This is a genomic window from Desulfocicer niacini (assembly GCF_054657595.1).
Genome location: NZ_BAAHYK010000016.1, coordinates 1 through 18443, shown reverse-complemented (window position 1 = coordinate 18443; position 18443 = coordinate 1). Strand labels below are relative to the sequence as shown.

Here is an 18443-nt window from a genome sequence, read left to right as displayed (position 1 = left end):
ATTTAACACCAGGCCTGTTAAATAAAATCTGTCTGGACAAGGCAGCTCAACATCAGGATGTCCCAAGGTCCGTCACCACTGCCAGGGATTCATTGTCTGTCATCACCCGGAGTACCTCTCCATTTATTTTCCGCAAATCATCCCCGGTAAGGGACGTCATCATTCCTGGAATCCCAAGCTGTATCTCTCCGTCCCTGTCAAAAAAAGAAAACATGTGGCCGGCGATCATATTTACAGCCTCTTTTATGGTATCCTGTTTCTGGTTATCCGTCACAGCCTTAACATCAATGCCCAGAAAATCCGCGGTGAGATTTTTTACCCAGACATCCGGAGCCACAATGGAAACCGTTCCTGACAACTTACCGGTAAATTTCAAAAAAGAACCGATTAATTCTGTGGAACTGAAAAAGGCCATCCCCAGAGAATCTTTTGATGATTGAATTTCCACGGATTGAAAAAATGCAGTTTCAAACACATTAGAAATCGAGCGAGTCATCATCTCCATCAAGGTCTGCCTGTCCATCTTCCACCCCCAGAATCCCATTGAGTGTCCGTTTAATGTCTTCGGGCACAAAGGGTTTTTTGACATATCCCAAAGCCCCCATGGCCATGGCTTCTCGCATCTTTTTCTCACTGCCCTCGGTGGAAACCACCACCACGGGAATCCCCGCCATTTGCTCATCTTTTTTCATCCGGTCAATGAGCTCCATGCCATTCATATTGGGCATATTGATATCGGTCAGCACAATGTCCACCCATTCTTCTTTTAAAACCGACAGGGCTGCCAAACCATCGGATGCATCCCAGAATCCTCCGACATTAAAGCCGGACAATCGGATTATCTTTTTTATAATGGCCCGGATTGAAGAAGAATCATCCACCACCAGAACATTAAATGCCATTTATCTGTCTCCCCCTGAAATATTAATCAACGCATCAATTTCTTCATATTTTTCCCGGAACCGAACAATAATCCGCTGGATATCCACGGCCGTCACCTCCAGTTGATCCACGGCATCCTGATAATACCTGTATGCCAGGCCATCGGCCCCCACGCCCTGCCCGATCATCATACAGATGCAGTCCGCCACATACACCGTACAAAGGGGCAGATGCATTTTAGGGGATTTTACCGGCTCATGATGAAAGGCGATAATGTCCACCATCACAGGATCAAATTGCCATTTTCTGGCCACCCGGGCACCCAGTTCAGCATGATCAATTCCCAGTACTGCTTTTTCTGCGTCCAAAAATGTCAGCCCTTTTTTTTCAACCGCATTCCGGATATCAGAAAAGGCCTCTGAAATATAATCACTCATGATCACCTTTCCAATATCTTTGATCAACGCGGCGGTGAACACCATGGAAACATTATCAATGTTTTTTTCCATAGCAAGTTCCTGGGCAATAATAGCAGAGGAGACGGAATATTTCCACAATTCACCCAGCTCAAGATCATATCCTTCCTGGGCAGATCTAAAATTTTCCGCATTGTTTGCCAGCATAATCAGGGAAATCACCTTATCCATCCCCAGCATGGTCACAGACTGCTTGATGGATGTAATCTTCCTGACGGCCCCCACATGGGCAGAATTACATAATCTCAACAAATTAACCGTCAATCGTTGATCATATTTAACAAGATCCACCAGATCTGCGCTGGAACTATGGGGATTTGACAGAATGGCCATCATCCTGTCACTGATACAGGAAGCCGGGGTCAATGTATCAATTTCTGCTATAATTGCTTCCATGGTATTCATATTTTTATGACCTCCGAACCGGACACTTTCAACCAGGCCTGCCCCGTTTCCACGTCTAGTTTCAATGTGCGGTTAACCGTGCCCCCCACATCTTCGTAATGGGTCATCACATTATTTTTCCAGAACATTTTGCGAAGCAGTGCGTGGTTTCTTTTGCCGATGTTAAAAAGGCCCGTCTGATCCAGAATCTGTGAGCCCCCAACCACAATGGTACGAATCCGATTCTTTTTTGCGCCATATTGATATGCCGCCTTGAAAAGGGATGGAATTCCGGTATCACCGAACATATAGGGATTGCGCCGGGCTTTTTCCTTGTCAATACTGGATTCGGGCAACATGTAATGAAGCAGGCCGCCCACCCTTGCAACAGGATCATAAATGGCAAGCCCTATGCAGGATCCAAGGGAATAGGTCACCAGAATGTCACCGGCCTCATTGCTGATTTTCATATCACCAACCCCAACAATCCGATTCATTCCGCATCTCCTGCAGCAGGGAAATCGCTTTGATCTCTGTTTCTGATAAGCTTTCGCTGCTGCTGAAAAATACTGGAAATAATTTTCTCCCTGGTGTTTATGTCCAGATCAGAAAATTTAATGCCAAGGTAAAAAAAACCGCTCCCCCCACCGGAAGGGGTATCCACCCGAACCACTTCCCCATAAACATCCACCATCATCATGGGCATCCTTGATAAAACAAGCTGTATATGAACAAGTTCACCCACATCCACAGGGCTGTCCACAGCCATTTTCATTCCGGCACCACCGATGTCAAGCGCTGTCCCTTTCTTGAAGCGTACCGTCTCAGGTTCATTCTGGGTTAAAAGGCTTAAAATCTGGTCTAGTTTGTCATCCATGTGAATTAAAAAATCCATCAACTCCTGGCTTATGCTGGCACGCTCCAGCTGGACCGCAGGGATATCTGCGTCAACAATTTGACTCTTTCCCTGGTGGGGAGATAATTGGGATATTTTTATCTTTGAGGATTCGTATTCTTCTCTGGAAACCACCCTGAATTTTACGTCAAAGGTCAGGCTTGCCCTGACAAATTCCCTGTTTTCCTTTGAATTTCCATCCATATAATTCTCACCTCTCCTGGAAAAATATAATAATAGAATTAAATATCAAAAATATAAGCAATTATCATGCCCACATCATATCAATCATTTTCCCAGACAAAGTACCTGAGTATAAAACAATCAAGTTTCTGACTTAAGCACTAAGAAACGAGGTTGTATTTATGTTATTGGGACCAGCAGTTCTAATCAGATGTCATTTTGTTAGCCAAGAAGAGCGCACCATCACAGCCGAACAATACGCACTCCCCAAGGAAACTGGTGCCCCCCTGATTCATTGAATGGCAAGGGCAAAAAGGCCATGGACATCCAAAATCAACCCCACAGTGCCGTCACCGAGTATGGCTCCTCCGGAAACGCCCTTGACATGTTCAAGGCTGTAACCAAGGTTTTTAATTACATATTCATCTCTTCCCAGGAGTTCATCCACAAGAAACCCCCTTTTTTCTTCCCTGGACTCCAGCACCACCACAAGCCCTTCCCAGGGATTTTCAAATTCATTTTCAATGCGGGTAAAACGTGTCATCCGAATCAGTGGTATCAAGGTATCACCGTCTTTTACAAGTTCACCTGTACCCTGCACTGTGTTGCAATTGGCCTTTTCCGGTCGAAAGGAACGGCTCACCGCCAATGTGGGAAGAATATATTTTTCTTTGCCGATACGCACAAGCATGCCGTCAATGATGGCAAGGGTAAGTGGAAGGGCAATGATAAACTTAACCCCCAGGCCGGGTCTGGAAACAATGGTCAACTGGCCTCTGAGTTTTTCAATGGCCTTTTTCACCACATCCATGCCCACCCCCCGACCGGATATATCGGTAATTTTACTGGCAGTGGAAAATCCAGGAGCCATAATCAGCTGATCTATCTGCTGATCCGTGGGGGTATCATCGGATTTCAGCAGTCCCACAGAAACGGCTTTTTTAAATATTTTTTTTCGATCCAATCCCTTTCCATCGTCTTCAATTTCTATGATAATGTTACCGCCCTTGTGAAAGGCCCGTAGCATGATCTTTCCCTGGGGGGACTTGCCTGCCAAGGATCTCTCTTCTCCGGGCTCAATGGCATGATCGACTGAGTTTCTGATCATGTGTACCATTGGTTCATACAAGGCTTCCACCACATTGCGATCTATTTCCGTGTCCTCACCCTGCATTTCAAGCTTTACTTTTTTACCTGATTTTCTGGACAGATCCCGGACCAGTCGGATCATTTTCATGAAAGTGGATTTGATCTGTACCATTCGCATGGACATGGCCACCGACTGCATACTGGTGACGATCTGCCCCAACTGGGAAAGACTGTTGTGAAGAGCAGGATCCGCAGATGCCTTTTGCCGAAGCATGGACTGGGCAATGACCAGTTCTCCGGCAAGGTCCACAAGGTCATCAAGCTTATCTGTGCTGACCTTTACCTGGGAGGCCACATTCTTTCGGAGCGTTTTCTGGTCCATCAAGGCGGAATTCACATCATTTTCATCAACATTCTCATCGGCTATGAGTATTTCACCAAGCTGCCTTGCTGGCATGGACCGCTGCTTTTCCAGGGCAGATTCCACAACACTGCGGTCAAGCCTGTGTTTTCGTATTAAAATGCCGCCCACTTTTTCCGATTCATCGTTGATAATCTGGGCTGGCAGCTCTGTCAGCTGATAGATAATGGTTTCAATATCAATGTCATCATCCTGGGGCATTGTCTTCCGCTGGACACCTTCACTGGTTCTCTGCAACAGTTTTTTCATGATATCCACCGAGATTAAAATGGCATCGGTGGCAACATCATTGATGAGAAATTCCCTGTTTCTGGCCCTGTCAAGAAAAGTCTCCGTAACATGAGCCAGTTTGTTCATTTTTTTCAGATCAAGAAAGGCTGACACCCCTTTTATGGTGTGAAATGGACGAAAAATGTCATTGATTATTTCTTTGTTGGTGGGATCAGACTCCAGTTCCACCAGATTGATCTCTATACTCTCAAGATTCTCAGTGGATTCAGAAACAAAATCAGACAAAATTTCCAGATCATCTGCGGAGATGGTCTGCGCCTGTTCACTTGGCCCATCCTGATTTTCCCCGGAAGTTTGAGATGCATCAATCGGGGATGGGGGCGTTTCCTCGGTAATTGTGCCGCCCAACAACCGGGAGACAGCCACCATTTCAAAATCCAGGGGTTCTCCGGTTTCAAAGCAGTGCTGTGCCCTCCGGATAAACTCAAGCCCCTCTTCCAGAGGCAGCATTTCCCCGGTTTCTCCAAGCACCATCTGACCCACATATCCTTTAAAAGCATCAAGGATTTTACCAAGCCGGGTTGCTCCGAGACTTGAAGCTGAGACCTTCATTTCATCCAGAAGATTCAACATGCGGCCCATGCTATTAATATCGTCTGAAGTGACAATGGTCACCTGACCGGCCAGATCTTCTATCTGATTTTTCAACTCTTTCATCTTCATATCCATATCCATATCCCACGTCCGCATATCTCAAGCATTGCTGTTATTTTCGGCTCCTACCGGATTCCAGGCTCTATTACTGAACAAAAGGAACTCAGAAAAACCCCAGGCACCCCCCAGGACATTTTTGTCAAAAAATATACCAAGCTTCTCATTCCGGGATATTATTCCCCGCCAATAGCCTTATTTTATCGTATGAAGTCATTTTCATGCCTGGTCACAACGTGGTCACTTTGTAGAAAGGTCATGCTTGTGTTATTGAGACCTTGGTTGTAAAATACAGGTAGTTGTCAAAAGCATAAAGACTGATAAAAACATCAGCCTTCAATAACACAAGCATACCACATTGGCCCGCCATCTGTGATGAGTGGGCCATGTTGTGAGCAAACTCTAATTTCCTTTTCAATTATCAGTCGTTTTCATACGGTGTCAAGGGAATATTGCTATCTCGAAGCCGGGAGAACAGGCTCAGACACCATCTTTTGATTCTATTCTAAAGCTTTGACATTTACCATGATTTTCTTTATATTGGACCAACAGTTTCAGAAATTGAGCTAAATATATTGTTCAGCATACATACGCTATCCGTCCAATTTTTCTTAAACCTCACCATTGGCCCGATGATTATTACGGCTTGCTGATATTGTGCACAAGCCCGAAGAGAGCCTGAGATCTTCAATTTTGTGGTCTTCACCTGAGACAACCAGCACTGACAAGAGAAACAAATGACTTATACCACAGACATTACGCCTTCACAGCTTAAAAATTTATCCAACCTCATCTACAGAGAATGTGGTATTGTCATCGGAGAAAAAAAATTGGCCCTGCTGCGTGCCAGAATTGCAAAACGCATCCGGATCACACGAACCGAAAATATTTCCGAGTATCTCAAACTACTGTCCCAGAGCCATACAGAATTTTTAAGTTTCATTGATGCCATCACCACCAACCACACGTATTTTTTCCGGGAAAACAAACATTGTGAATTTCTTGTAAAGCATTTAGATGCTTCCCAACCCATAAAAATCTGGAGTGCTGCATCCTCCAGCGGCGAAGAACCCTATTCCATTGCCGCCCAGTTACTGGATGCCAATTTCAGATTTTCCATTTTTGCATCGGATATTTCAGACACCATGCTTAAAATTGCAAGACAAGGTATTTATCCTCGGGAACGATTAAAAACTTTTCCCCACCCCTCTCTGTCAAAATATTTTCAAAAGGGCCGGGGAAAATGGGAAAACAGTATTCGGGTCAAACCCGAAACCCAGAGACATGTATCCTTTGATAAATTCAATCTCATCTCAGATCATCCCTCACAGCAATTTGATATTATTTTCTGCAGAAATGTCATGATCTACTTTGACAATGCCACAAGACAGCATGTGGTGGATAATCTGCTCAGCGCTTTGAAGCCCGGTGGTTATTTTTTTGTGGGGATGTCTGAAAGTCTTAATGGCATCAATCACCCCATGTCCCACGTGATTCCAAGCGCCTATCAGAAGAAATAACCACAAAGGAGAATCCGAATTCATTATGGGCCATAAAATTAAAGTATTGATCGTGGATGACTCTGCCGTGGTTCGCAAAATTTTCTCCCAGCAGCTTGACAAAGATCCCGGCATACAGGTGGTGGGTACAGCCCCGGACCCTTATGTGGCCAGGGACAAAATTGTTAAACTCAGACCGGATGTGATAACCTTGGACATTGAAATGCCCCGCATGGATGGTATCACTTTTTTAAGACACCTCATGAAACACTACCCCCTTCCGGTGATCGTAGTAAGCTCACTGACCCCCAAAAGCAGCAAGCTGGCCCTGGAAGCACTGGCCTTGGGTGCCTTGGAAGTTTTGTCCAAACCATCTGTGGCCTATTCCGTGGGGGAGATGGGTACCCAGCTAAAAGAAAAAATTAAGGCCGTGGCCTTTGTTGATGTAAAAACCAGACTCAGGCAAGAGCCCAAACCCGCTGTCAGCAAAGCCACATTTACCCCCCGGGCACTGTCAGAAACCACAAACAAACTCATTGTCATAGGTGCCTCCACCGGCGGCACAGAGGCATTAAAGAAGGTACTTACCCAGATGCCCCGTTCTGCCCCAGGAATCCTGGTGGTACAGCACATGCCGCCAAATTTCACTGCGGCCTTTGCCGAACGATTAAACAATGAGTGTGATATCACCGTATCTGAAGCCGTTGACGGGGAAACCATCACCAATGGCAAAGCACTCATTGCCCCCGGTAACCTTCACATGCTGCTTAAAAGAAGCGGTGCCAGATATTATGTCCAGGTAAAATCCGGTCCCCGGGTGCATCACCAGCGACCGGCCGTGGATGTGCTCTTTAAAACCGTTGCAATGAATGCTGGCGCCAATGCACTTGGAATTATTCTAACCGGCATGGGGGCCGATGGCGCAAAGGGCCTGCTGGCCATGAAAGAAGCGGGTTCCCCCACCATCGCTCAGGATGAAAAAACTTGCGTGGTGTATGGGATGCCCAAAGAAGCGGTGAAACTAAACGCCGTTGATAAAATTCTTCCCTTGAACCAGATTGCCCAGGCCGCTTTAAACATGATCGGAAGAATTTGAACAAATTCAAAAACACAACCTAAGCCTGACATTACATCATGAAAAACAATACAAAAGACATTGTTGTTGCCGATTACTTCCTGAAACCTGGATTTATATATCTGCCCGAAGCACCCACTGCTATTTCAGCGGTGGTGGGATCCAGTGTGGCGGTTTGTCTCTTTGATAAAAAAAAAAAAACCGGGGGAATGAATTTATACAAACTGCCCATGAAAAGTACCACTGAAAAAGCCTATCCCATCTATGGAAATGTGGCCACCCGGGCACTGGTCACCATGATGATTCGTCAGGGTTCCAAGGCGAAACACATTCAGTCTCAGATTTTTGGAGGGGCATTCAATGACGAGGTCTCACCCCGGGATATCGGCAGAGATAACATCGCCATGGCAAGACAGATATTAAACCGCATGAACATTCGAATTGTATCTGAGGATGTGGGGGGCGTTCTTGGGAGAAAAATAATTTTTAACACCCTCACCAATGACGTGGCCATTCTTAAAACCGGTTCATTAAGGGCTTCGGACTGGTATCCCTATAACGAGGATTCCAGATGATAAATGCGACTTTCCGGGCTTGGTCACAACATCTGTCAGTCGGATCCAAACACAGAAACTACGGATAAAAAGCAGCCATCAAAACAGCCTGCAGTTCTATGATTTACCGTTTAATCAATGCCAATATATAAAACCATCCATTCGGAATTTTAAAAACGATAAATCCATAAAAGTCGCCTCTCTTAAGTTGCCTCGAAATCATCATCAAAGGGAATAACCTGATCCGGTCTAATTTCGTTGTGCTGGTGCACTGTTTTTTTCTCGTCATGTGGTCCAGTATCGGCAAGAGCAATCGATTGCGCGGATGACATCATTTTATTAATCCGTTTTTCATTTTCATCCGCCCCCAGAAAACGGTCTTTCTTTCTGCCGGTGATGAGCATGACAAGTTTTTCCACATGCTCCCTCAGTTGCTGTGCCTGGGCGCTCATTTCTTCGGCCGTAGAGGCAGATTCTTCTGCATTGGCTGCATTTTGCTGAACAACTCTGTCCATTTCCGCAATGGCTTTATTGACCTGCTCAATGCCATTAAACTGCTCTTTTGATGCATGGGAGATCTCTGACACCAAGGCCCCTACCTTGGCAGTGCTTTCTGAAACTTTACCGAAGGCATTGTTTGCCGCGACAACCTGTTGTGCCCCCTCATTAATCTGTTCTGCCGTGCCCTGTATAAGGGTTGCTGTGTTTTTTGCTGCCTCGGCTGCCCGCACGGCAAGGGTTCTTACCTCATCTGCCACCACGGCAAATCCCGCACCGGCTTCGCCAGCCCTTGCTGCTTCCACCGCCGCATTAAGGGCCAGCAGATTAGTTTGAAATGCGATTTCATCAATGCTTTTAATAATCCTGGAAGTCTCTTCGCTGGCCCTGTAAATTCCATCCATGGAATGACTCAGTCGTTCCATGGACCCAGTGGCATCATTCACCACCTGGTTCACATCCTTCATTAACCGGTCTGCTTGATCTGCATTCTGGGCATTATTCTTTGTCATGGAAGCCATCTCCTCCATGGAGGAGGCAGTTTCTTCAATTGTAGCCGCCTGCTCGGATGATCCTTCGGCCATGGACTGGCTGACGGAAGAAACCTGTGTGGATGCCGATGCCACCTGACTGGCACCATCACTTAAGCCTCCTACAATATGTTTAACAGGTGCCGTGATGCTTCTTATGATAAAAAAAGCTGCCACTATACCAAGGAGCAATGCACCAGTCAATCCAATAACCATTAGACGGGACATATGAGAAATGGTCCTCACAGTATCTCCGGCAATCTGCTGTGTGGCTTTCATGCCTTCATCTGCGGTGATTTTACAGGCATTGATCAATGTCTTTCCGGCCTCAGATCGTTTATCTCCCAATTCCTGGAGCAAAAGCCAATTTTCAAGACACTGGGTCATGGTATCCCTGTAAACCTCAGATACCGACTGTACCGTGGTGATTTTTTCAAAATCATCGCTGTCGTAAGTAATTGATTTAAGACTCTCAAAGGATGTTTCTATGCTGGAAAAATCATGAAGAGCGTTTCTCAAAATCTGGGGATCACGGAGGGTCTGGGATTTATAAACACTGACTCTGATTTCATGGCCAAGTTCAATGATTTCGTTGACCATTGTCACCTTCAGCTGGCTGTTCAATACATCCATGCTGAGATTATTCTGCTGCGATGCCAGAAAGGCATCACAATTTTCCACATATATGGCAGCAGCTTCATCCATCTGTATTTGAAGAGTTTCCAGAAGGCGATCATCTGCCATTCGTCCCTTCCGCCGCTCCACCAGAAACGTGTCCATGGCATCCTTATAATTCTGTGCAGCCGTTTCTATGCCATCAATATGTTTCAAATTAGCCTTATCCCGGGTGATGGACCTAAGATATGGCAGCAGACCTGCTATACTGTCAATAGTAGAGATGGCATTTTGCATCAACGCCTCATGACCAAGCGCACGAAATTTATAGTTAAAAACCCTTGCGACCGATCCGTTTTCCACAAACTGGGTAACTATTTTAATTTTTTCCTGACGCTCATTGAGAACACGCTTTAATTTTTCGTTCTGTCCGCTGAGAAAAGCCGCTGCGTTGGCCATGTATTCTTCGGAAGATGTCTCAAGAACGCGGCGATTTCCATTCAGTTTTGCTGTTATATCAAAGGTCTGTCTCGACAATTCTTCATAGGCGTCCAATGCGCTGGCAACCTGTTCAAGGCGGTCTTTGAGTTTTGTCAAATCTGTGGCTTCTGCCGCAAGGGACCGTGCTTTTTCAAGGCTGACTTCCACAAGAGCAAGTTCTTTTAAAGCGGCATCGTAAAACCCCTGCTCTTCGGTGAACCCGTATCCCCTCATTTCATACATCAATCGATTCACCGCGCCCCGAAGTTCCGTTGCCACATCAACCTCCGGGATGTGTTCATCAGCCAATATAGTGATCTGTACACGCTCCCGGTTCATATCCCACACCGCTTTTCCACCAAGCAAGATGGACATTACAATCAAAACCCCAAAGCCCAGCGAAATTTTCATTCCCAGACCGATTTTTTTCATTCTCACACCCTTCCAAGGCTTGCAATTTCATCTGTGGATAACACCTGATCAATATTTAAAAGGATTTTCACCCCCCCTTCCATCTTGGCCATGCCAAGGATATGCTCTGTGTTGAGCCGGGTGCCAAACCTTGGGGTTTCTTCAATTTCATCTTCCCGGATATTGAGTACCTCTGATACAGCGTCCACAACCACTCCGATTAGCACGGTGGCCCCATCGGAGAGGATTTCCACCACAATAATGCAGGTACGCTCGGAATAAGGGACCGCTTCCATGGAAAATTTTAATCGTAGATCAAGAATCGGAATCACCTTTCCCCGAAGATTAATGACGCCCTTGACAAATTCCGGTGTTTGGGGTACCGATGTAATGGGCATCATGCCGATGATTTCCTTTACTTTAAGGATGCCGATACCATAGGTCTCATCTTCCAGGGTGAATGTAAGATATTTACCGGTTTTCATGGTCATTTGTTTTACTGCCTGATTCATTTGCTTGACACCGTCTGCCATTGGTCTTCCTCCCTTTGTTTAATAAAGAATCCAGTTTAATTGAAATATGCATTTTATCCTAAGGCTTAATCATAATCCTGTTTTTACTTACCCGTTTACCTCCAAGAGCACAAGCCCAAAAATTTTACACCGATGAAGATGCTCATTCCCATTTTACCGGTTCTACCTTGAATAAGCACATATTAAAGGATTCATTGCTTTTATTTAAATGAACAAATCAGAAAACTATTAATCCTGGCACGTATTGTGCATTATTTATATATCGATAGTTTCACAAAGCAAAACACCCTGTGCAGTTAACCGACCATATCTGACAATAGAGATTAAAAATGGACAGGAACATTAATACCCTTATCATCACAGACGCTGAAACAGACCGACAGTTGTTTGACAAGCTTTTGATCCCAAAAGGATATACTGTTCAGAGACATAAAATCGCCTTTGCGGTTAAAGAAATCATGCACCAGGAAAGCTACGAAGCCATTATCATTGACTATAACCTGGGCCAGGAAAAGGTAAATGTCTATTTGGATCAACTCCAGGCAAATCGTTCCAAGGCATGCATCATTCTTTATGGCAATCATACAACCTCGGACAATATTTCAAAAATGTTGCAAAAAGGTGTGTATGCCTTCATTGAAAGGCATCTGATCGAGGAACGAATATTTGACACCCTGCTGGGTGGACTGGAAAACAGAAAGGCCTTTATACGCATTCTTAAAATGATGGGAGATTTACAGGACGTCAATGAACGCCTGGAAATTGAAAAACAGGCTCTGAAACGTAAAAATTCAGAACTCAATTTTATTAATCGACTCAGCAGCAAAATCGCCTATGATCTCCACTGGGATGAAATCATGTCCCGCATACTAGATGCCGGGCTCATGGATGTGGTGGATCTGGAATTATTTTCCATGCTTTACCGTATTGGTGACAACTGGTATCTCTCCTGTCATGCGCCGGATATACAGATAGGGCCCCACATCGTCCGGGAGATGTCCGCCATTTTTTTGACGATCTCCGGTAATAATGTGCCTGCAGAAACCATCCACTGCATGGAATTTTCCCAGAAAATTAAAAACACGGCAGATATTGAAAACAAAACGCATCCCCCAACCCATGTTCTACCCCTTCATACCGGAGGCAGTCTGCTGGGAATGGCATGCATCACACTCCGCACAGACCCAAGTTCCAGCGGCTCTGACACCGAGTTAATGTCCACATTTTCAAATATCCTTGCCATGTCCTTAAACAACGCCCAGAAATTCAACCGTCTGAAAGAAAAGTCCGACATGGACGGTTTGACCGGGCTGTATAATCACAAACGATTCAAAGAAATTCTTCACAATGAGTTTAAACGAGTCCATCGCTATGGGAAACCCCTTTCACTGGTTATGATTGACGGTGATAAATTCAAGGATGTGAACGATATTTATGGACATCTGGCAGGTGACATGGTATTGCAGGAACTTGCGAATTGCTTAAAACAATCTGTTCGCACCACGGATGTCGTGGCCCGGTATGGAGGAGATGAGTTTGCCATTCTACTGCCGGAAACGGATCTGGAAATGGCGGAAATCCTGACAAAACGTATCCAAGAAAAGATTTCCCGGCATATTTTTCCATGGAAATCACATAAAATACCCATAAAAATCAGCTATGGTATCTCAACTGCCATGAACAAAACCGATAACGGATATTTGCATAATGACATCTTCCAGAACGAACAGGACTTGCTCCATTCTGCAGATATGAAACTATATCTCATGAAAAAAAAACAGCGCTGATGACTGCAGGCAAGTTTTTTATATAAAACTGTGCCCAGAGATTTGCAATAATCCGGAATGACATCTTCGTTACGGAAGGTGATTACCGTCATTTGGGGTATTTAAAAGCCATGAGAAAAAGTATTCCTGAGCTCTATCCTGGTTATACTTTAGATTGATAATTGCTGAGCCCCTTATGACTTAGGGAATATTCAAATTTTCACGTCAAACATCAAGCCAACCATTTTTTCAAATTTGGCAGCAAGATCCAGAAATTCCTGGGAGGGAATCTCCCTAATCACCTCACCAGAGTCCGGATTTGTCACTTTCACCATCACCTGGTCCGTCTGTTCATGTACAGAAAACCTAAGGTGTGTGGTCTGTTCCTTTATCGTGTCAAGGGATTCCTGGACTGCATCCACAATTTCAGATACATCCTCCAAGTTGGGTTCAAATTTATCCGTGGTCTCCATTGAGGATTGAGACTTTTCCGCGGCAACAGTGGCCTGGTTTTTTTCTTCCGGATCGGGCAATCCCCCACCGGACACAGGTTGGTGAATCAGCGGGCTGGACACCGGTGGAATCTTTGCCGCTGTACTTACAGATTCAATCATCATAACCTACCTTTTTTTGTGTTTATGTAAAAGCAATTTTACTAAATTTTATGATAGGCGTCAAATGCTCTTTTTCTGTTTCGGCTCTGCACTATCTGTCCTGCCAGATCATCACGCCGATGACTTAACTGCCCCACCAATTCAAATACTTTATCCCTTGCCCTGGAGATGAGTTCCATACTGTCCGGTTGTATCTCCGGCTCCAGTTGTTTCAACTGAACCACAACCAGCCGGTGTTGTTCCAGCAGATTCATAAATACCTCGACATCAGAATCTTCAGCCAGTGCAACCTGTAATTGCTCCGCCGTTTCCATCAGGCGTTTATACACCAGTACCATGGCTTCAGACGGCAACGGACAATCTCCCGGAAGATGAGAACTGAGCATCCCGGGCAACAGAAGTCATTGTACCGGAAGATTTGTGTTGGGACACAGCATCTTTAAACCCGTCATTGAGTGCAATAAGGACCTCTTCCGCTTCATCAAGGGCGGCAAGGTCATATTTAATATTTGCAACGGTCAAGCGATCCATTACATAATGATATAATATGGAGAGATTTTCAGCAATGTCTCCCCCGGCATCATTGTCAAGGGCACAATCGAGCTCTGTGATAATGGAAAATGCCTTGGAAAGGCTCTCTCCTTTAACTTTCGGATTTCTGTCTTCAATGCCCATGCGGGCTTTTTTCATTTCCGTTAACAGGTTCTCATAGAGAATCACAAGGATATCTTCTTTGTTTTCAACGGTGGTGGCGACGACTCTGGTGTATGTAGCATAACCGGCAGGTATCATGAAAAGGTTCCTTTCTATCCCATTAACATTTAAATACAGGACCACCCCGGACTGGAGTGTAATACCAACCATTGGTCCATAAATCCGGGTGCAGACCTTTTTTTGTCAGCTATCGTTTCTATCGGACAAGAATAAAAAAAACTTAAATTTTTTCATGAAAAAAGGGGGGGGGGCTAATTCACAACTTCGGGCACATTGGGGTGAAGTCAGGGTTGCGTAATAGGCACTTATATTTAAATTTACCTTAAAAAGAAGCGAGTGCCCACCTTTTCGACACACCCAATTATAAAGTTTGATAAAGGTTATAAGCAAGCCCCCAAAAGTGTTATGGAAGTATCAGACCCGCTGGGAAAGATTGGCAGATGGGTTGCGCTGAAATCTGGAAAGTTTCGTGCTATCCACCTCCCCCAGGGTAATAGTGAGGGAATTACCATCTTTTTGTGCGCGTCGAAGCCAGTTTTTTATTTCCTCATTAAGCCGTTCTTCCCCCACGGCCCTACCCCCGTTTTTACCGGCCATATTATGGTCCATGACGCCGGAATTAATATAGGTCCAGCTTTCTCCCTTTTTGGAAATCACCCCCGTGTGCCCACTGGTGGGTGTTGAAAAAGAGAGAATTTGACCTTCCTGGAGCACATCTTCCATCTTTTTCATTACGGCCCGGGCCTGGGAATTAATACGGCTGACACGGGGAATTCTTTCCATGAAAACATCAGATCCTATGGCTCCTATGAGTCCTTCACCAGAATGAAGACTGTATGATGATTTCCCTTCACGGTAAGCTTGCTGCACCAAGTGCCTGGACAACCCATTGGCCCCTCCATACTGAACCCCCATGCGTTTCAGTCCTCCCACTACAAGTTCATAGCAGTTCATCCGGGAATAGGAAGTTCCGATAAAAGCTCCTACTGCCTGATCGAGTCCCGGAGAAGATGGAGCCGGGTTTTCCGATATGGCTTCGGATGGAATCGGAGCCTTTTCTAAAACATTTTCAAACAAAAAATCAGATGGGCTAACATCCCCCCCAACATTCATGTTCGAATCCGGTGTCATGGCAGGTACTGGTGGTTTAGTTTCCGGTATTTGCTTTTTTACATTGGAAATATTAGAAGGAGACTCAGATACACTGGGTCCCCAGAGTATTTCAGATGTATGGAGGTCCATAAATATGGACGTCCCTGAAGCAATGCGGGTAAACTGTTTGTCTGCATTGACCTCACGGGCCAAAATATTCCAGCATTTATCTTTATGGGAAGAAGCATAAAGCAGATGGGAAACCGTTGGATGTTCAGACGAAAGTGTTCCAAGGCATACCCGCTGATTTTCAGAAATATTCTCCGAGGTGGTGATCTGTGATGTGAGCGTATTCCTCCCCGAGGGCGCAATTTTTTCCTGGAAAAGCGTCTGAAATTGAGATGATTTTCCTGTTTCGGTTAATTGAAACACTTCACTTCCAGACTGAATAATATTATCTATATAATTTACCTGCATAATCCATCCTTGGGGCTTATCATCTGCAAACAGAACATTTGGCCGGTGTTATGATAAAGCCCGTCTTGACGCGCCCTGTTAAAAAATCAAATCACTCGTAATCACCAACAGGGCGAAATTCCTGTCAAGATACTGTAAAATTTCTCTTCAGAACAAACAATAATGATAGTAATTAGAAATATACAATTATCGTGCCAGAAAATATGCTGCATTGAATCCTCCTTGGTATTCAACACAGGGATGGAATGACTTATGTAGTTTTGTTGGCAGGTTCATGTTTAACATATTGCAATTACGCTCTTAATTCTTGTACATGCTCAAGACTGAGATTTATTAGGGTTGTGCATACCGTAGAGCATTAGCTAATCTGACTATTTATTATCAACAACCCTAAAATCAAGTGATGAAAACGCACCGGGGCACTTATGGAAAACCAACCCCAAAAACCTCAAAATCATTGATGAATTTTTTAAATTCATAACAAAACGAAAAATATCGTCACTATTTTGACACAACGAAACAGTCAGTGCAAAGCTCTACACCTCCTTGTTTTTCTAAAATTCCCTCAAAAAAAATACCAGGAACCTTTCTATAAGGGAACCTGGTATTTTCTATTCAATACTAATTTTTCAAGGAAAAACAATTGGTCGGATTACAGCAGGTCACTGTAAAAATCATTTCCCTTATCGTCCACAATAATAAAGGCGGGAAAATTTTCCACTGTCATCATGAAAACGGCTTCCATGCCAAGCTCCTCGTATTCTACCAGCTCTACCTTCTTTATAAAATCCTTGCCCAGGCGGGCCGCAGGCCCTCCGGGAGAACCCAGATAAAAGCCGCCATATTTTTTACAGGCGTCGGTGACCTGCTGGGATCTGTTTCCCTTGGCCAACATGATCATGGAACCGCCCTCTTTCTGGAAGACAGGCACATAGGGGTCCATGCGGCCGGCGGTGGTGGGTCCAAAAGAACCAGATGCTTGACCTTCAGGGGTCTTGGCAGGGCCTGCATAGTAAATAATATGATTTTTAAGATAATCTGGCAAACCCTTGCCTGAGTCCAGACGTTCTTTAAACTTGGCATGGGCAATGTCTCTGCCCACAATTATCTTACCTGTGAGCAGCAATCTTGTGGACACTGGATACTGACTCAATTGTGCCCGGATTTCGTCCATGGGACGATTGAGATCCACCTGCACGGCTTCAGCCATTTCCGGTTCACCCTTGGGCAGGAATTTTCCAGGATTCTCTTCCAGCTGTTCAAGGAAAACCCCGTCCCGGGTAATTTTACCCTTGATCTGACGATCTGCACTGCAGCTGACGCCAATGCCCACCGGGCAGGAGGCCCCATGGCGGGGCATTCTGATGATCCTTACATCCAGGGCAAAGTGCTTGCCTCCGAACTGTGCGCCAAGCCCAAGCTTTGCTGCCCGTTCCATGACCTTACCTTCAAGCTCCACATCCCGGAAGGCATGGCCAGTGTCATCCCCTGTCAGGGGAAGGGTGTCCAGATACCTGGCAGAGGCAAGCTTCACGGTTTTCAAGTTGGCCTCGGCGGAGGTTCCCCCAATGACAAAGGCAATATAATAAGGTGGACAGGCAGCAGTGCCCAGGGATTTCATTTTTTCGGTCATGAAATCAAGCAGAATCTCTTCGGAATTCAAAACAGCCTTGGTCATTTGATAGAGAAAAGTCTTGTTTGCAGACCCTCCGCCCTTGGCCATGAAAAGAAACTTGTACTCATCGCCCTGGGTGGCATACAGATCAATCTGGGCAGGCAGATTACACTTGGTATTCTGCTCTTTAAACATATTCAGAGGTGCATTCTGGGAATAGCGAAGATAATTTTCGGTGTAGGCATTAAATACCCCCCGGGAAAGCTCTTCTTCATCATCGGACCAGGTCCATACTTTCTGCCCCTTTTTACCCATTATGATGGCGGTTCCCGTGTCCTGACACATGGGATAGACCTTATCCGCCGCAATAACGGCGTTCTTTAAAAGCTCCAGGGCAATATATTTGTCATTATCTGAACTTTCAGCATCATCAATGATGCCTGCAAGCTTTTTCAAATGATCCGTCCTGTAGAGGTGTGCCACATCCTTGAACGCTGCCTGGGCAAGTTCCGTAAGGGCCTGGGGTTCCACAAAAATAACCTCGTTGCCCTCAAGCTCCCGGACCTTTACATACTCTTTGGTCAGCAGTCTATATTCGGTGGTATCTTCACCCAGGGGAAACATCTTTTCATACTTAAAATCAACCATTAAAAATCTCCTTCAGGCTTATTTTACCAAAGCCATCTTCTTTCTGAGAT

The 18443-nt window shown here is 45.1% G+C and carries 17 protein-coding genes; 4 read left to right on the top strand and 13 right to left on the bottom strand.

Going from position 1 to position 18443, the window contains the following annotated elements:
* Positions 1 to 52 precede the first annotated feature (52 nt).
* The 6 genes from ACYQ2M_RS10225 to ACYQ2M_RS10200 all read right to left on the bottom strand — a co-directional run bounded on the left by ACYQ2M_RS10225 (position 53) and on the right by ACYQ2M_RS10200 (position 5290).
* Positions 53 to 523 carry a chemotaxis protein CheX gene (locus ACYQ2M_RS10225; protein WP_459916236.1) on the bottom strand — a complete coding sequence of 157 codons (471 nt, stop codon included), beginning with the start codon at positions 521 to 523 and terminating at the stop codon, positions 53 to 55.
* A complete protein-coding gene (locus ACYQ2M_RS10220) occupies positions 477 to 902 on the bottom strand; it encodes a response regulator (protein ID WP_459916235.1) in 426 nt (141 codons plus the stop codon). The genes ACYQ2M_RS10225 and ACYQ2M_RS10220 overlap by 47 nt, the downstream gene beginning before the upstream one ends.
* On the bottom strand, positions 903 to 1763 hold the full coding sequence (locus tag ACYQ2M_RS10215; RefSeq protein ID WP_459916234.1) for an HDOD domain-containing protein: 861 nt from the start codon (positions 1761 to 1763) through the stop codon (positions 903 to 905).
* Positions 1760 to 2239: a chemotaxis protein CheD gene (locus tag ACYQ2M_RS10210; protein ID WP_459916233.1), complete on the bottom strand. Its 480-nt coding sequence runs from the start codon at positions 2237 to 2239 to the stop codon at positions 1760 to 1762. Before ACYQ2M_RS10210 ends, ACYQ2M_RS10215 begins: the two co-directional genes overlap by 4 nt.
* Positions 2236 to 2841: a PilZ domain-containing protein gene (locus ACYQ2M_RS10205; protein ID WP_459916232.1), complete on the bottom strand. Its 606-nt coding sequence runs from the start codon at positions 2839 to 2841 to the stop codon at positions 2236 to 2238. The genes ACYQ2M_RS10210 and ACYQ2M_RS10205 overlap by 4 nt, the downstream gene beginning before the upstream one ends.
* A 271-nt stretch (positions 2842 to 3112) precedes the next feature.
* Positions 3113 to 5290: a chemotaxis protein CheA gene (locus tag ACYQ2M_RS10200; protein WP_459916231.1), complete on the bottom strand. Its 2178-nt coding sequence runs from the start codon at positions 5288 to 5290 to the stop codon at positions 3113 to 3115.
* A gap of 719 nt (positions 5291 to 6009) precedes the next feature.
* On the opposite strand from ACYQ2M_RS10200, the gene ACYQ2M_RS10195 reads away from it, so the two are divergent.
* The 3 genes from ACYQ2M_RS10195 to ACYQ2M_RS10185 are packed head-to-tail and all read left to right on the top strand — an operon-like array spanning position 6010 to position 8421.
* Positions 6010 to 6792, top strand: coding sequence for a CheR family methyltransferase (locus tag ACYQ2M_RS10195; RefSeq protein WP_459916230.1), 783 nt, complete (start codon positions 6010 to 6012; stop codon positions 6790 to 6792).
* 25 nt (positions 6793 to 6817) lie between these two features.
* A complete protein-coding gene (locus ACYQ2M_RS10190) occupies positions 6818 to 7867 on the top strand; it encodes a protein-glutamate methylesterase/protein-glutamine glutaminase (RefSeq protein ID WP_459916229.1) in 1050 nt (349 codons plus the stop codon).
* Between the two features lie 38 nt (positions 7868 to 7905).
* Positions 7906 to 8421, top strand: coding sequence for a chemotaxis protein CheD (locus ACYQ2M_RS10185; protein ID WP_459916228.1), 516 nt, complete (start codon positions 7906 to 7908; stop codon positions 8419 to 8421).
* Between the two features lie 182 nt (positions 8422 to 8603).
* Here ACYQ2M_RS10185 and ACYQ2M_RS10180 read toward each other — a convergent pair whose 3' ends face one another.
* Together ACYQ2M_RS10180 and ACYQ2M_RS10175 are read right to left on the bottom strand one after the other, a co-directional pair.
* Entirely contained in the window at positions 8604 to 10955 is a 2352-nt protein-coding gene (locus ACYQ2M_RS10180; RefSeq protein WP_459916227.1) for a methyl-accepting chemotaxis protein, read from the bottom strand.
* A gap of 2 nt (positions 10956 to 10957) precedes the next feature.
* Complete coding sequence (locus ACYQ2M_RS10175) at positions 10958 to 11467, bottom strand: chemotaxis protein CheW (RefSeq protein WP_459916226.1); 510 nt, start codon at positions 11465 to 11467, stop codon at positions 10958 to 10960.
* Positions 11468 to 11796: 329 nt separating this feature from the next.
* On the opposite strand from ACYQ2M_RS10175, the gene ACYQ2M_RS10170 reads away from it, so the two are divergent.
* Positions 11797 to 13254, top strand: coding sequence for a sensor domain-containing diguanylate cyclase (locus ACYQ2M_RS10170; protein WP_459916225.1), 1458 nt, complete (start codon positions 11797 to 11799; stop codon positions 13252 to 13254).
* A gap of 191 nt (positions 13255 to 13445) precedes the next feature.
* On the opposite strand, the gene ACYQ2M_RS10165 is transcribed toward ACYQ2M_RS10170, so the two are convergent.
* From ACYQ2M_RS10165 to ACYQ2M_RS10145, 5 genes are all read right to left on the bottom strand, one after another.
* A complete protein-coding gene (locus ACYQ2M_RS10165; protein ID WP_459916224.1) occupies positions 13446 to 13850 on the bottom strand; it encodes a flagellar protein FlaG in 405 nt (134 codons plus the stop codon).
* A gap of 38 nt (positions 13851 to 13888) precedes the next feature.
* The gene (locus tag ACYQ2M_RS10160; protein WP_459916223.1) at positions 13889 to 14200 is read right to left on the bottom strand and encodes a hypothetical protein; all 312 of its coding nucleotides are present in this window, start codon (positions 14198 to 14200) and stop codon (positions 13889 to 13891) included.
* The gene (gene fliS, locus ACYQ2M_RS10155; RefSeq protein WP_459916222.1) at positions 14190 to 14639 is read right to left on the bottom strand and encodes a flagellar export chaperone FliS; all 450 of its coding nucleotides are present in this window, start codon (positions 14637 to 14639) and stop codon (positions 14190 to 14192) included. Before fliS ends, ACYQ2M_RS10160 begins: the two co-directional genes overlap by 11 nt.
* 336 nt (positions 14640 to 14975) lie before the next feature.
* Positions 14976 to 16130, bottom strand: coding sequence for a hypothetical protein (locus ACYQ2M_RS10150; protein WP_459916221.1), 1155 nt, complete (start codon positions 16128 to 16130; stop codon positions 14976 to 14978).
* A 652-nt stretch (positions 16131 to 16782) separates the two neighbouring features.
* Positions 16783 to 18393 (bottom strand): fumarate hydratase, encoded by a 1611-nt coding sequence (locus ACYQ2M_RS10145; protein WP_459916220.1) that lies wholly within the window; start codon positions 18391 to 18393, stop codon positions 16783 to 16785.
* Between the last annotated feature and the right edge of the window lie 50 nt (positions 18394 to 18443).

Coding starts and splice junctions, on each gene's coding strand:
- ACYQ2M_RS10225 (WP_459916236.1), bottom strand. CDS start 523: ATGGACAGGCAGACCTTGATGGAGATGATGACTCGCTCGATTTCTAAT.
- ACYQ2M_RS10165 (WP_459916224.1), bottom strand. CDS start 13,850: ATGATGATTGAATCTGTAAGTACAGCGGCAAAGATTCCACCGGTGTCC.
- ACYQ2M_RS10185 (WP_459916228.1), top strand. CDS start 7,906: ATGAAAAACAATACAAAAGACATTGTTGTTGCCGATTACTTCCTGAAA.
- ACYQ2M_RS10205 (WP_459916232.1), bottom strand. CDS start 2,841: ATGGATGGAAATTCAAAGGAAAACAGGGAATTTGTCAGGGCAAGCCTG.
- fliS (WP_459916222.1), bottom strand. CDS start 14,639: ATGATACCTGCCGGTTATGCTACATACACCAGAGTCGTCGCCACCACC.
- ACYQ2M_RS10170 (WP_459916225.1), top strand. CDS start 11,797: ATGGACAGGAACATTAATACCCTTATCATCACAGACGCTGAAACAGAC.
- ACYQ2M_RS10150 (WP_459916221.1), bottom strand. CDS start 16,130: ATGCAGGTAAATTATATAGATAATATTATTCAGTCTGGAAGTGAAGTG.
- ACYQ2M_RS10195 (WP_459916230.1), top strand. CDS start 6,010: ATGACTTATACCACAGACATTACGCCTTCACAGCTTAAAAATTTATCC.
- ACYQ2M_RS10200 (WP_459916231.1), bottom strand. CDS start 5,290: ATGGATATGAAGATGAAAGAGTTGAAAAATCAGATAGAAGATCTGGCC.
- ACYQ2M_RS10145 (WP_459916220.1), bottom strand. CDS start 18,393: ATGGTTGATTTTAAGTATGAAAAGATGTTTCCCCTGGGTGAAGATACC.
- ACYQ2M_RS10175 (WP_459916226.1), bottom strand. CDS start 11,467: ATGGCAGACGGTGTCAAGCAAATGAATCAGGCAGTAAAACAAATGACC.
- ACYQ2M_RS10220 (WP_459916235.1), bottom strand. CDS start 902: ATGGCATTTAATGTTCTGGTGGTGGATGATTCTTCTTCAATCCGGGCC.
- ACYQ2M_RS10190 (WP_459916229.1), top strand. CDS start 6,818: ATGGGCCATAAAATTAAAGTATTGATCGTGGATGACTCTGCCGTGGTT.
- ACYQ2M_RS10180 (WP_459916227.1), bottom strand. CDS start 10,955: ATGAAAAAAATCGGTCTGGGAATGAAAATTTCGCTGGGCTTTGGGGTT.
- ACYQ2M_RS10210 (WP_459916233.1), bottom strand. CDS start 2,239: ATGAATCGGATTGTTGGGGTTGGTGATATGAAAATCAGCAATGAGGCC.
- ACYQ2M_RS10215 (WP_459916234.1), bottom strand. CDS start 1,763: ATGAATACCATGGAAGCAATTATAGCAGAAATTGATACATTGACCCCG.